Here is a 13,335-nt window from a genome sequence, read left to right as displayed (position 1 = left end):
GCGGATCATGTGCCCGATCGCCTTAGTGCGGACGGACATAGGCAGGGGCTTCGTCACGGCCATGACGCGGCTCCAATTCGCCAATAGACTGGTCGCCACCTCGGGCCACGGGGCTTGTCAGATCCGGTCCGCTGCGCATGACCTTGGAGAAGAAATACCAGGTGCTGCCCCAGACGATGAGTTCAAAATACATATAGCCCAGCAGCCAGAGGAGGGCCGATGACGCATCCATATGGCTCACGCCCTGCTCGGTGCGCATCAGGCCATAGACGATCCAGGGCTGCCGGCCGACTTCGCGAACCCACCAGCCGCACCAGACGCTGATATAGGGCAGGAAGCCGCAGAGGATGGCGCCCCACAGAAACAGGCGCTGCTGGAAGATGCGCTCGACCGAGAAGCGGCCGCGCAGGATGAGAAAACCACCCCAGAACGCGAAGAGCATGATGGCGCCGCCGGCTGCGGCCATGACGCGGAAGCCATAGAAGGGCACGACAACCGGCGGCCGGTCCTGCGGCGGAAACTCGTCAAGCCCCTGAACCTTGCCGTTCCAGGTATGGGTCTCGAGCAGGCTGAGGACGTGCGGAATGCTGATAGACCATGCCATGTCATCGCCCTTGGCATTGGGCCAGCCGACGACTTTCCAGCTGTTATCGACCGAACCGTCGGGATTGTAGGTGTGATAATGGCCTTCCATGGCGGCGAGCGCCGCCGGCTGGTCATCCGCCACCACAAGGCCAAGACCGTCGCCGAGATAGACCTGGAGCGGGGCCACGACCACAAGGGCGAGGACCGCCAGTTTCAACGGCCGCCGGAACAGATCGACGTGACGGCCGATCAATACGAACCAGGCAGAGACGGCGATCACGAAGCAAAGGGCGAGTTCCAGGCAGGCCAGCAGCATATGCGGGAAGCCCAGAAACACGTCGGGATTGAAGATGGCCGCCATCCAACTGGTCACCTGGAAGACGCCGTCCTTCAAGGTGACGCCCGCGGGCGTCTGCATCCAGGAATTGGCGTCCAGAATCCACATCGCCGATAGGGATGAGGAGAGGGCGACGTTGAAGGTCGCAAAAAGATGCATGCGACGGCTGATCTTGCCCCAGCCGAAGATCATCAAGCCGATGAAACCGGCTTCATACATGAAGGCGGTGATCGTTTCGTAGCCCAGAACCTGTCCGAAAAACGGTCCTGCGGCCTGGGAAAAGGGGCCATAGAGAATGCCGAAGGCCATCTCCATGGTAATGCCCGTCGCGACGCCTGCCGCAAAATTCACGATGAACAGGCGCTCGAAGAAACGAACCAGCCGATACCAGCGGTCGTCGCCGGTCGCGATCCAGCGCCACTCACCCAAGAACAACAGGGTGGCGAGACCGATCGTCAGCGGCGGATAGATGATATGGAAGGTCGTGATCCATGCAAAATCCAACCGCGACAAGAAAACGGATAATGCGCTGCCTGACATCAATCATGCTCCGTATCGAAGAGGAAAAGGAGGCACGTCATTTCGTGACAGATCCGTTTACGCAGAAAGGCGGAGGCCGAAACAGGTGTACCTTGATATAGTTACGCTTGCCAGGGCTCGGCGGATGACACTCACGGAGATAAATTCGTAAATTTCGGTAATTTCTGAAATCACGGTAATCTCAGTGTGGTCTGTGTCAAGCAAGCCAGGGGATGGTTGCTATGCAGGGGACGGGCGTATGCGCGGCCAGGGCACTGCAATGCATACCGGCGAGGACGCCGCTGCCCGTGTCCCACGATGATTTGCGCGAAGGTGATTGAGGTTGCTGCGTACCATGCGGCGACGGCGCCCGCCGTTAATGTCAGCGATGCAGTATCGACAAGACCTAATGCTGGCTAAGGCACGGCAGGCGAAGCCGGACATGATGCGGATCGGGCATGGCGCGGGTCGCCGCCCTACACCGCACCAAGGTCCGGGAATCTAGAAGACGCGCTGCACCCAGCCATAGGGATCAGCCGCGCGGCCGAGCTGGATATCCACGAGCGATGCACGCAGCCGCTGCGTGACCGGACCGCCGACGTCTGGATTGCCGATGGTGAAACTGCCTTCCGGGCTCGCGACCCGGCCGATGGGCGCCACGACTGCCGCCGTGCCGCAGGCAAAGGCTTCGCGCAGGCGGCCGCTGGCGGCATCGCGCTTCCACTGGTCGATGGCGTAGCGCTCCTCGCGCACGGTCAGGCCCTGATCGCGCGCCAAGGTGATGAGGCTGTCGCGGGTGATGCCGGGCAGGATGGTGCCTTCCAGAGGCGGCGTCGCGAGCGAGCCATCATCGAAGACGAAGAAGACGTTCATGCCCCCCAGTTCCTCGACCCAACGGCGTTCGTTGGCGTCCAGAAACAGGGTCTGGTCGCAGCCGGCACGGATGGCCTCGGCTTGAGCGCGCAGGCTGGCCGCATAGTTTCCGCCGCATTTGGCGGCACCGGTGCCGCCCACCGCCGCCCGCGTGTCGTTTTGCGAAACCCAGACCGAAACGGTCTCGCTGGTGCCCTTGAAATAGGAGCCGACAGAGGAGGCGATGACCATATAAAGGTATTCGGCAGACGGCTTCACGCCGAGGAACACTTCATTCGCGATCATGAAGGGGCGAAGGTAGAGGCTGCCGCCCGCCAGGCTGGGAATCCAGGCGCGGTCGACCTCGACCAGGCGCTGCACGGATTCCAAAAACAAGGCTTCCGGCAATTCCGGCATCGACATCCGGGAGGCCGAGCTATTGAAGCGCCTCGCATTGGCGTCCGGCCGGAACAGCACCGCGCCATTGCCGGAGCGGTAGGCCTTCATACCCTCGAAGATTTCCTGGGCGTAGTGCAGGACAGCGCTGGCCGGGTCGATCTGCAGGGGTGCGCGGGGCTCAATGCGGGCATCGTGCCAGCCGCGGCCCTCGGTATATTGAATGACCGCCATATGGTCAGTGAAAACGCGGCCGAATCCGGGATTGGCCAGAACCGCCTCTCGTTCCAAGGCCGGCACGGGCGCGGGGTTCGGATGGTATTTAAATTCCAGGGTTTCGGCGGTCATTGTATCGCTTCCATCAAGTCTACGCTTTGTCGCACCATGTCACCTGGACCTGCATTTCGCCTAGGACGTGGCAGCGTATAAGGTATGCACGGGAATAATATGTCGCAGGCGGGCTCCTCCAGCAAATTTTCCTGCGCGGCAGGCTCTCGGCAAAATGCGCCGAATCCCGTCATACTAGGTGTCATCGACGGACCAACCCAGGCGAACTGGGAGCGACAGGGAGCGACCGATGGCACGGACCATAATCGACCTTTCCATTCCGCTGGAGAATGACGTACCGGCGGACCCGCCGCTGCAGAAGGTTTCGATCGTCTATCATCGGCATGGCGAGACCGCCGACGTGATTGCGTCCCTTTTCCCAGGTCTCCGGCCCGAGCAGCTGCCCGAGGGTCAGGGATGGGCTGTGGAAACCGCCACCATATCGACCCATAACGGCACGCATCTCGATGCGCCCTGGCACTATCACCCGACCATGGACGGGGGCGCCCGCGCGATCACCATTGACGAGGTGCCGCTCGACTGGTGCTACCAGCCTGGCGTGAAGCTGGACTTTCGGCATTTGCCGGACGGCTATCTGGTGCAGCCCGCGGATATCGACGCCGAACTGGCGCGGATCGGGCATCAGTTGCGACCCCTGGACATTGTCCTGGCAAATACGCGGGCTGGCGCGCGCTACGGACAGGAGGACTATATCCATAGCGGCTGTGGCTTCGGCCGGGCCGCTACCCTGCACCTGGTGCAGCAGGGCATCCGCATCGTCGGCACCGATGGCTGGAGCTGGGATGTGCCGTTCAGCCATACTGCCCGCCGCTTCGCCGAAACCGGAGACGCGTCTCTGATCTGGGAAGGCCACAAGGCCGGGCGCGAGGCGGGCTATTGTCAGATCGAAAAGCTCCACAATCTGGAGGCTCTGCCGGCCGATGGCTTTCTGGTGTCATGCTTTCCGGTGAAAATCCGGGCCGCTTCGGCAGGATGGACCAGGGCGGTGGCTATTCTGCCCGCGTGAGCGGCTCAGCGGTGACCGCCTCGGCCGTGAGAAGATCGAGCCGATAGAGCGGCTGCCTGGTCTGCGCCTCCAGCATCAGCCCGCCACGCCCGATAAACAGATCGGCTGCGACATCGCCGGGTTGAGGGCTTGTATGGGCACCCAGCCAGTTCACCAGCAGCACGCGGCCTCCGGGCAGCAGAGAGTCGCGAATGCGATCCGAGGTCGCCGCGATATCGGTCGCGTTCAGGAAATAGAGAACTTCGGACAGAATGATGAGGTCGAAGCGGCCCTCCGGCCATTCCTGCGGCACCTGCATGCATGCGAACCGCGCGGCGGAAAAGCCGGCGCAAGCCGCGCGTGCAGCGACCAGGGGTTGATCGGAAATGTCGAGCCCCAGGAACGTGTCGCACAGCGGCGCAACCCGGGCGGAGAGCACGCCGATGGAACACCCGACCTCAAGGCCAGACAGGTAGCGCCGTTGATCAATCGCCGCAATGCTGGCCTGATATTTGGCGCTCTCATAAGCACTGGTGCGAAAGCGCCAGGGGTCCGGGTCGGCCGCATACATCGCATCGAAATAAGTGCGGTCGTGGGATTGGCGGGTCATGGAATCAGGAAGGTTTCATAAGGACGGCGAAAGACAGACAGCAGCCGCTCCGGCAAGGTAAAGCCCTCAGGAGAATCGGTGATGACACCACCATATTGCGTGGCGTGGGCTCGGATGGCGCTTTGCTTGAGGTCGAGTTCGCCCGTGATATCCAGGCGCAGGCCGCCTTGCGGTGGCGCCACGACATGGTCGTCCGGCAAGGTCCAGCCCCAGACCGGATAGCTCATCACGGGAAGACCCGTGCGTGCCGACAGCGTCAGGCTGAGGTCGGCGGCCGCTTCGTGGTCACAATGCGGATCGTGGCGCCAGGGAGACAGGACAATGCCGCATCGGGTTTGCGTGCAAATCTCCGCCAGGCTTGCGACGATCGCCTGGGCTTCAGCGCCGCTGCCGGGCAGCCGGGTATCCTCAGCCCCGACCCAGAACAGGTTCGACAGCGGCAGGCCCAGAATCGTCAGGGCTTCGGAGGCTTCCTGCCGCCGTACTGCCGCAAGATGCGATGGTGGATAGGCGAGGGACCCTGGATGCGAATGGCGCCCATCGGTCAGAATGGCAACCCGGGCCGAAATTCCGGCGCGCGCGCATTGCGCCAAAAGGCCGCCGCAGCCGAGGCTTTCATCATCCGGGTGAGGCGCCAGAATTAAGGGACGGCGCCCGGCCAGCAGGCTGTCCAGGCTTTGCGCGGGCAGGCTGTCCCATAGGGTGCGGACTTCACGCATCAACATGACGGAATCGCACCCTGGGTCAGGAAATAGGCGGCGGCACCGTCCAGAACCTCATCGCCGGCGGGCTGGCGCAGATAGGTTTGCAAATCCCGCGTCAGTCGCTCGACCGGATTATCGGTCAGGAAGGCCGAGAGGCCGAGCGAACGATGCGCGCAGTCCAACGCATCCAGGCAGGCCCGTTCCACCACCAGGCGGGCAAGGCCCGTGGTCGCGACGATCTCGTCGGCGGGGGCTTGGAGATCTTCCGCCATCACGGCGGCACGGCGCAGCCAGAGCCGCCCCGTCTCATGCGCCATCGCGACCGTGCCAAACCGGACCCTTTGATGGGGGTCGCCGGCGCGCCCGCGCGCTGTCAGCTGTTCGCGCATCAATTGGGTCAGCCGATACAGACCCCCAAGCGCCACGGCCGAGCTACGCCAGGCGCCGGCCGAAAAGTCCGGCTCCTTCATGTAATCGGCGGGTTCTCCGATCAGACAATCCGCCGGCACCATTCGCCCGGTCAGGTCGATCTGACCGGTGACGGCGGCCTTCATGCCGGCGAGACCGGCCGGGAGCGGGCTGATGCGTTCCGTGCCATTCAGGCGCACCAGAATGAGTCGCCTGTCCCCGCAGCTGGGGTCAAAAGCGGTGACGACCGCCGCGCGGACATGCCCGGCACCGGAACAGAACATTTTGCCGCCCGAAAGGCGCAGACTGTCGTCCGCGCGCGTCATGGTCAGGGCGCCGTCGCCCGGTGGATCGGTCACCCAAAGCCCGAACAGATCGCCGTTCAAAGCCGCGTCTGCGGCCCGGGCGATCACCGCGGACCCGCCATAACGCACGACGATGCGTACGGCATTGACATGCGCTTCGATCAGCCGTCCGAGCGGCAGGCTGATGCGGCCCAGACTATGGAGCATGGCAAAGGTAGCCAGCCCGTGCCCGGTCTCGGTACCCAGACCAAGTCCCCCGAAGGCTTCGGGCAACGGCGCGCGGAGAACCCCCGCGGCCGCGAGGCGGTCCATGGCCTCGGCCGGAAACCGGGCTTCATCCGCGACCGGGAGTCCGTCTTTACAGAGGTCGTCCAGGCCGAGGAGGAATACCTCCCGGCGCCTATCGCTGGTACTCATCCGGCAGCGGCCCGGACACTGCCAAAGCTTGGCGATTTCGTCTGCTCAGACGTTTGAAGCTGTGCCGCCCGCAGCCGCACCAGTATCGGCTCAGCCTCCACAATCAGCGCGGTTAACTGCGCCATGGCTACGGGACGGCGCTCCAGCACGGGGCTGCTCGCCTCGAGTGCCGCCCAGGCATCGCCGAACCAGGGTCGCAGCATGGCCGCCGCCAGCTCGGCCTGCGGCAGCATGAGACTCGCGGCGAGGGGCCGACTGTCGCGATGGCCGCTCCAGACGGTCCGCGCCTGCCGCCGCAATTGCGACCGGAGCAGCGCGGCCTGCGGCATCTCCAGCCGGTCATCCGCCCAGATATCCTGTTGGACCATGCGCCGCGCGATGGTCTCTGCCATGCCGCCCGCGGCCCGGCCAAGGCGCCGGCCCGAGACCACGACTGTCAGCGCAGGGTCGTGCCGGATTTTGCAATCCCTGCGCTCAAGCCGCGCGATAAATCCGCGATCTTCGCTGTGGGCGACCGCGGGGAGGCCGCCGACGGCGGCGAAGACGGCGGCCCGCACGGCAATACTGGCGCCGGAGCGGTGCGAATGCCGTGGCCAGGGGTCCCAGGGCCGCGGATCGACCAGATCGTCTATTTCATCCAGAATAGCGCCATAGGCTTGTTCGGCGAGATCGTCGGCGATGAGATGCGATGGCAGGCCAGCTTCGTCGACCGGATCGATCGCGGCCATGCCGCAGACGGCATCATGCCCGCCTCGCAGCCAGCCCATGTTTGCCGCAACCCAGTGGGGCGGCACCTGCGCATCGGCATCCGTGGTCAAAATCGCGCCCCGCAGGCCTGCAATTTCTGCGGCGCGATCCATCGCCAAGCGGCGCGCGGTGCCGGCATTGGCCTCCGCCGCGGGCAGATCGACCTCTTCGATATGAAGTCTCGCGTCGAGAAAGGGTGCGAGGATGCGCGCCATGGTTGCAGTGCCATCACGGCTGTTGTTGACAAGCAGCACGATGTCATCGATCGACTCAGTCTGTCGCCCGAGGGCGCGCAGGCAGGGTTCTATGAAGGATGCTTCATCCCTGACGGGGATCGCGACGACAACCTTTGCGTCCGTGCGGTGCAGCGCGGCCATCAACCTACCATCCCTTATCGCTCCATAAGCGAAGGCCAATCGGGACGACAGGAAGAGAGGCTTGTCCGATCGGCGAATTCGCGGGTCCGCCAAACGTCAATGGTCTTTGGCATTTTCCCAGATGGTCCACGACCCTGCCGAATGAAACGAAAGCGGCGACTGTTCTCACTTCAAACTAAAGTGTGGACGATCGGGCGGGGTGCATCCTGACCCCTCCCGCGCGATTTTCGGGCGGATACACTCACCTGTGTGCGGGCCAGGGCATGGCCGCAAGACGCGCCGGCCTGGCGGGCTCCCCCTGATGCAGGGGTTTCGCTAGCACTCTCAGGCATAGAGTGCTAAACCGATCAGGCTCGAACCGTGCCACAATGGCCCCGGGTAAGCGCACCGGTCGTGAAGGCCGGCACCAGGTAAGTACCCAGTCCATGAAATTTCGTCCGCTGCACGATCGCGTCGTGATTCGTCGCGTCACCCCCTTAGAAAAATCCGCTGGCGGCATCATCATTCCCGATACCGTCAAAGATAAGCCCATGGAGGGTGAAGTCGTCGCGGCGGGGCCCGGCGCCCGCAATGAGCAGGGCGTTGTCGTCGCACTCGATGTCAAAGCCGGAGACCGCGTGCTGTTCGGCAAATGGTCCGGCTCTGAAGTGAAGCTCGACGGTGAAGAATTGGTCATCATGAAGGAGAGCGACCTTCTTGGCGTGATCGAAGGCGCATCCGCCACTGCCCACGCTGCCTGAACAATCAAAAAGGAATACAGACATGGCAGCTAAAGACGTTCGCTTCGGCGAAGATGCCCGCAGCCACATGCTGCGCGGCGTCGATATTCTGGCCGATGCGGTCAAAGTGACGCTTGGCCCCAAAGGGCGCAATGTCATCATCGACAAAAGCTATGGCGCACCGCGTATCACCAAGGACGGTGTCTCGGTCGCCAAGGAAATCGAACTCGCCGAAAAGTTCGAGAATATGGGCGCCCAGCTTCTCCGTGAAGTTGCCAGCAAAACCAACGATCTTGCCGGTGACGGCACGACGTCGGCGATCGTGCTTGCCCAGGCCATCGTCCGCGAAGGCGGCAAGGCCGTCGCCGCCGGCATGGCGCCGATGGATCTGAAGCGCGGTGTCGACAAGGCTGTCGCGGCGCTCGTCACGGAACTGGCAGCGCGCACCAAGAAGATCACCACCGAGGCTGAAACGGCCCAGGTCGGCACGATTTCGGCCAATGGCGAGGCCGAAATCGGCCGCATGATTGCGGAAGCCATGCAAAAGGTCGGCAATGACGGCGTGATTACCGTCGAAGAAGCCAAGGGCATGGAGACGGAGCTGGAGGTGGTCGAAGGGATGCAGTTCGACCGCGGCTATCTCAGCCCCTATTTCGTCACCAATCCCGAGAAGATGACCGTGGATATGGATAACCCCTATATCCTCATCCATGAGAAGAAGCTGTCCGGCCTGCAGGTTCTGCTGCCGCTGCTGGAAGCGGTCGTGCAGTCTGGCAGACCGCTGGTCATTATCGCGGAAGATATCGAGGGCGAAGCCCTGGCCACTTTGGTTGTCAATAAGCTGCGTGGCGGACTGAAGGTCGCGGCCGTCAAGGCACCGGGCTTCGGCGATCGCCGCAAGGCGATGCTGGAAGATATCGCGGTGCTGACGGGCGGCGAAGTGATCAGCGAGGATCTGGGCATCAAGCTTGAATCCGTCACCTTGGCCATGCTCGGCCAGGCCAAGCGGGTGCTGATCGAAAAGGACACCACGACCGTCATCGAAGGGGTTGGTGCGCACGACCTTATCCATGCGCGCTGTGACCAAATTCGCCGTCAGGTCGAAGAAGTCACCTCCGACTACGATCGGGAGAAGCTGCAGGAACGTCTGGCGAAGCTTGCCGGCGGCGTTGCTGTCATCCGCGTCGGCGGTGCGACCGAGACCGAGGTGAAGGAGCGCAAGGATCGCGTCGATGACGCGCTGCATGCGACCCGCGCGGCAGTTGAGGAAGGCGTGGTGCCGGGTGGCGGTGTTGCCTTGGCGCGCGCCAGCCAAACGCTTGTCGGCCTCAAGGGCGACAATGCCGACCAGACCTTCGGCATCGCCATGGTGCGCAAGGCCGTGCAGACGCCGCTACGCCAGATTGCCGAGAATGCCGGCAATGACGGTGCCGTCATTGCGGCCCGCGTGCTGGAAAGCAATGACTACAATTTCGGCTACGATGCGCAGACCGGTAATTTCACCGACCTGATCGCCGCCGGCATCATCGACCCCACCAAGGTCGTGCGCGTGTCATTGCAAAACGCGGCTTCAGTCGCCGGCCTCATGATCACCACGGAAGCCATGGTGGCCGAGCGGTCAGAAAAGCGCCAACGCTCTCTGCCGCAGGGCGGTGGCGGCATGGACGACATGGACTACTAAGCGCCTGTAGCCGGTCGCATCGCGCGACCGGCTTTTGCGCGCCTGTGCTGCATCAAGGCCCCTTTGACGAGCAAAGGGGCCTTGACTGTTTTCAGCGGCTGGTTTCTGCCAGCTGCTGGACCGTCAAGAAATTCAAATTGCGCGATACCGCGTCGCGCACCGCGGCTTCCTCGCCGCCTTCGAGCGCCGCAATCAGCAAGGCCATGTCCTTGTTCAGGAGTGTCTTGACCTTGAACGCGGTCTTGGCATCAGGCTCAAATCCGTTGTTCCACAGATAGTCCAAAATCATCCGGCCTCTGTCATAGACACGGGCGGCGCCGTGCCATGGCGGCAGACCGGTTCGACGAAGGTCCTGTCTGATAACGCTCATGCCCTGCACCACCTCAATGACTGCTGCCATTTAAGCACAAAAAAGGGGCCGGCGCCCGATAAGGCACCGGCCCCTTTCATGGGCGTGGCGGGTTAGGCCAGAAGACGGCCGCTGTCAGCGTCCTGCGTGATCATCTGACGGCGATCGGCGATCTGCGTCTTCATCGACTTCTGCAGCTTTTCAAAGGCCCGCACCTCGATCTGGCGCACCCGCTCCCGCGAGATGCGGTAGCGCTGCGACAGATCTTCCAGCGTCGTCGCCTCATCCTTCAGGCGGCGATCGATCAGGATATGACGCTCGCGCTCGTTCAAGGTTTTCAGGGCTGTCGCGAGCAGCGCCTTGCGGTCGGTCAGCTCCTCGCGGTCGCCGATCATGGCTTCCTGGCTCTCGCCCTCATCGGCCAGCAAATCCTGCCACTCGCCTTCCGTATCAGCGCGGACAGGGGCATTGAGGCTGCTATCCGGCGAAGACAGACGGCGGTTCATATTGACCACGTCCTGTTCCGGCACGGCCAGCACGCGGGCGATTTCCGCGACATGTTCGGGGCGCAGATCGCCGTCTTCGATGGCCTGCATCTGGCCCTTCAGGCGGCGCAGGTTGAAGAACAGCTTCTTCTGGGCGGCCGTGGTGCCCATTTTGACCAGCGACCAGCTATGCAGGATGTATTCCTGAATGGCGGCGCGTATCCACCACATGGCGTAGGTAGAGAGACGGAAGCCGCGCTCCGGGTCGAAGCGCTTCACCGCCTGCATCATGCCGACATTGCCTTCGCTGATCAGCTCACCGACCGGCATGCCATAGCCGCGATAGCCCATCGCAATCTTGGCGACGAGGCGCAGATGAGAGGTCACGAGCTTGTGAGCGGACTCATCATCAGCGTGGTCGCGCCAAGCTTTGGAATAGCGAAGCTCTTCCTCGGCCGTCAGCATCGGAAACTTGCGAATCTCCTGCAAGTAGCGGGACAGATTGTCTTCCGGGGCAAAATTCAACATAGCGAGGGCCATATGACTCTCCTGTTTTTCGCAGGCGGCCCTAAAAAGCACCGAACCTGATCGAATGGTCAATTTGATATCCTAACTATGAGACAAATCCGCTGATTCGTCTCATCACGAGCCAGCGATGACGGGCATCCGGCAATAACCGTAATGTGATGCTTGTGTCGATTTCAACAATTCGTGTTGATTGGGTGCCGGTGCCGAAACACAGACCAAGACCGATCATCGCGGTTGCTTCGGACATAGTGCGAATATTTGGCAGAGACTTCAATAGATCTGCAGAACATCCTTCTGCGCGACCTGTTCAGCATGGTGGGTCGCGGTCGTGACCTGACATCTTGGTTCCCCTGCCTGGGGCCATTCCGACTCCCGGCCGACAGATACAGACCGCGACACTCATGGATCTTATGCTCAAAAGGCATGTGTTAATCATGCCACATTTTGTGCTTTCCATGTTGCAGCGGCATTCAGAACCGACTACGGAATTGTTCGCACACCGAACGGGTGGTCCTTCCAAGAGGGACCGCAACGACAAAAAGAAAAAGAAATCGGGTAGCTGAGGAGACAAACATGCGTAAATTGCTCTTAGCCGGCGTCGCAGCGCTTGCGGGTGTGGGCGGCATCAGCTCGGCCATGGCACAGACAGCGCCGGCCGCGCAGTCGCCCGGGTCGATCACCGTGCGCCTGAACGGACGCGTGAACTGGTATGCGGGCATTGAGTCATCGTCACTCGACAGCAATAGTGCGACAGGCCAGAAGACAAGCACGGACAGTTTTCTTGGCTATATGCGCCTCTATCCGGGCTTCGACGGCGTTGCCGCAAACGGATTGCATTATGGTGCAGCCGCCGAAATCCGCATCAATGGCGGCCAGGGCGCCAGTTCTGAAACCCTCTATGTCTTCCAGGCCTATGGCTATCTCGGCCTGCCTGAGCTTGGTCAGGTCAGCTTCGGGCAGGAAAACGGTCCTTCCGTACTGTTCGAGACAGGCACGTTTGAGGGCTTCAACGATGGCGGCTGGAACGGCGACATCGAAGGCATGATCCCGGGTGCGGCGATCGCGGTTTATCCTTTCCCGGACAGCGGCAGCGCCTATGACCAGGCTTCCGACAAGATCGTTTACCTGTCCCCCACCTTCTCCGGTCTGCAATTCGCGGTCGGCTTTACGCCAAACCAGACCGCTGAAAACTATTCGCCCGCCGTCACCTCTTCCGCCACGCCGATCATGGGTGGCCAGCCGCGCAATATGATCGATGTCGGCGGTCAGTTCACCAACAAGTTCGGCCCGGTCGGGGTGCAGATTGGACTTGACTACACAAATGCCGGCCAGGTGGCGAATACCGGCGATCCGAACGGCGTTACTGGCTACAAGAATATGAGCATAGTCTCGGGTGGTGCGACCGTCAGTTTTGCGGGCTTTACCGTGGGCGGCAACTCCTCCTATGGCGCCTTCAATATGGCGGACGGCGACACCTTCCAGCTTGAACCCGATGCCGGCACGGCGGCAGTAGGCTGGCTGGTGGGCGGAATGTATACTGCGGGCCCCGTCGTGGTCGGCGCGAGCTTCTTCCGCTTTAACCAGACCGGTGATCTTCCAGGCGGCATCGACGCGGGCTCTGGTGCCACCATCACCTCGGCGGGGCTGACGACCGGCCAGCAGCAGAATACGGGCGTCGCGGCAGGCCTGACCTATACATTGGTGCCGGGCGTGAATCTCTTCGCCGATTACCTGTACGGCATTCGCCAGCAGGGCGGCTACAACTTCCAAACCGGCAATGCTGGCACGGAACACAACCAGGTTCAGTCGCAGCTGTTTGGCGTCGGCACTCAGATTCAGTGGTAGCCTAAGATGTGACTCTACGGAGGATGCGCGGGTAGGCGCCACCTCTAGGGATGATTAGACAGCGCGACGGACGACGCCTCGATCGATAAGATCGGGGCCTTGTCCATTATGACGATGCCGCATCGCGGCCACGGACAT

Annotated in this window: 12 protein-coding genes; 4 read left to right on the top strand and 8 right to left on the bottom strand. The window is 62.2% G+C overall.

The genetic code is table 11. The features are described 5' to 3' along the window. Nucleotides 1-22: 22 nt before the first annotated feature. The gene (locus AC3G7M_RS18660) at nt 23-1,465 is read right to left on the bottom strand and encodes a cytochrome ubiquinol oxidase subunit I (RefSeq protein ID WP_489216728.1); all 1,443 of its coding nucleotides are present in this window, start codon (nt 1,463-1,465) and stop codon (nt 23-25) included. 477 nt (nt 1,466-1,942) lie between these two features. Beyond that, the gene (locus tag AC3G7M_RS18655; protein WP_489216726.1) at nt 1,943-3,037 is read right to left on the bottom strand and encodes a branched-chain amino acid aminotransferase; all 1,095 of its coding nucleotides are present in this window, start codon (nt 3,035-3,037) and stop codon (nt 1,943-1,945) included. 229 nt (nt 3,038-3,266) lie between these two features. Here AC3G7M_RS18655 and AC3G7M_RS18650 point away from each other — a divergent pair, with 229 nt between their 5' ends. Beyond that, nucleotides 3,267-4,043, top strand: a complete 777-nt coding sequence (locus AC3G7M_RS18650) for a cyclase family protein (RefSeq protein WP_489216723.1) — start codon at nt 3,267-3,269, stop codon at nt 4,041-4,043. Here AC3G7M_RS18650 and AC3G7M_RS18645 read toward each other — a convergent pair. Genes AC3G7M_RS18645 through AC3G7M_RS18630 form a run of 4 tightly spaced genes read right to left on the bottom strand, consistent with a single transcriptional unit; the run spans nt 4,027 to nt 7,590 of the window. After that, the gene (locus tag AC3G7M_RS18645; RefSeq protein ID WP_489216722.1) at nt 4,027-4,632 is read right to left on the bottom strand and encodes a class I SAM-dependent DNA methyltransferase; all 606 of its coding nucleotides are present in this window, start codon (nt 4,630-4,632) and stop codon (nt 4,027-4,029) included. The genes AC3G7M_RS18650 and AC3G7M_RS18645 overlap by 17 nt on opposite strands. After that, nucleotides 4,629-5,357, bottom strand: a complete 729-nt coding sequence (locus AC3G7M_RS18640; RefSeq protein WP_489216720.1) for a PIG-L deacetylase family protein — start codon at nt 5,355-5,357, stop codon at nt 4,629-4,631. The genes AC3G7M_RS18645 and AC3G7M_RS18640 overlap by 4 nt, the downstream gene beginning before the upstream one ends. Further along, nucleotides 5,351-6,466, bottom strand: coding sequence for an acyl-CoA dehydrogenase family protein (locus AC3G7M_RS18635; RefSeq protein ID WP_489216718.1), 1,116 nt, complete (start codon nt 6,464-6,466; stop codon nt 5,351-5,353). Before AC3G7M_RS18635 ends, AC3G7M_RS18640 begins: the two co-directional genes overlap by 7 nt. Beyond that, on the bottom strand, nt 6,463-7,590 hold the full coding sequence (locus tag AC3G7M_RS18630) for a glycosyltransferase family 2 protein (RefSeq protein WP_489216717.1): 1,128 nt from the start codon (nt 7,588-7,590) through the stop codon (nt 6,463-6,465). Before AC3G7M_RS18630 ends, AC3G7M_RS18635 begins: the two co-directional genes overlap by 4 nt. 425 nt (nt 7,591-8,015) lie before the next feature. On the opposite strand from AC3G7M_RS18630, the gene AC3G7M_RS18625 reads away from it, so the two are divergent. Then, entirely contained in the window at nt 8,016-8,330 is a 315-nt protein-coding gene (locus AC3G7M_RS18625; RefSeq protein WP_489216715.1) for a co-chaperone GroES, read from the top strand. Between the two features lie 22 nt (nt 8,331-8,352). Continuing rightward, on the top strand, nt 8,353-9,990 hold the full coding sequence (groL, locus tag AC3G7M_RS18620; RefSeq protein WP_489216713.1) for a chaperonin GroEL: 1,638 nt from the start codon (nt 8,353-8,355) through the stop codon (nt 9,988-9,990). Nucleotides 9,991-10,081: 91 nt separating this feature from the next. On the opposite strand, the gene AC3G7M_RS18615 is transcribed toward groL, so the two are convergent. Together AC3G7M_RS18615 and rpoH are read right to left on the bottom strand one after the other, a co-directional pair. After that, nucleotides 10,082-10,390, bottom strand: a complete 309-nt coding sequence (locus tag AC3G7M_RS18615) for a hypothetical protein (protein WP_489216711.1) — start codon at nt 10,388-10,390, stop codon at nt 10,082-10,084. A 62-nt stretch (nt 10,391-10,452) separates the two neighbouring features. After that, entirely contained in the window at nt 10,453-11,364 is a 912-nt protein-coding gene (gene rpoH, locus AC3G7M_RS18610) for an RNA polymerase sigma factor RpoH (protein ID WP_489216707.1), read from the bottom strand. 561 nt (nt 11,365-11,925) lie between these two features. Here rpoH and AC3G7M_RS18605 point away from each other — a divergent pair. After that, nucleotides 11,926-13,197, top strand: coding sequence for a porin (locus AC3G7M_RS18605; protein WP_489216706.1), 1,272 nt, complete (start codon nt 11,926-11,928; stop codon nt 13,195-13,197). Nucleotides 13,198-13,335 lie beyond the last annotated feature (138 nt).

Source organism: Acidisoma sibiricum, assembly GCF_057837225.1.
The sequence above is the reverse complement of the archived record's forward strand: the minus strand, read 5'-3'. Positions and strand labels throughout refer to the sequence as shown.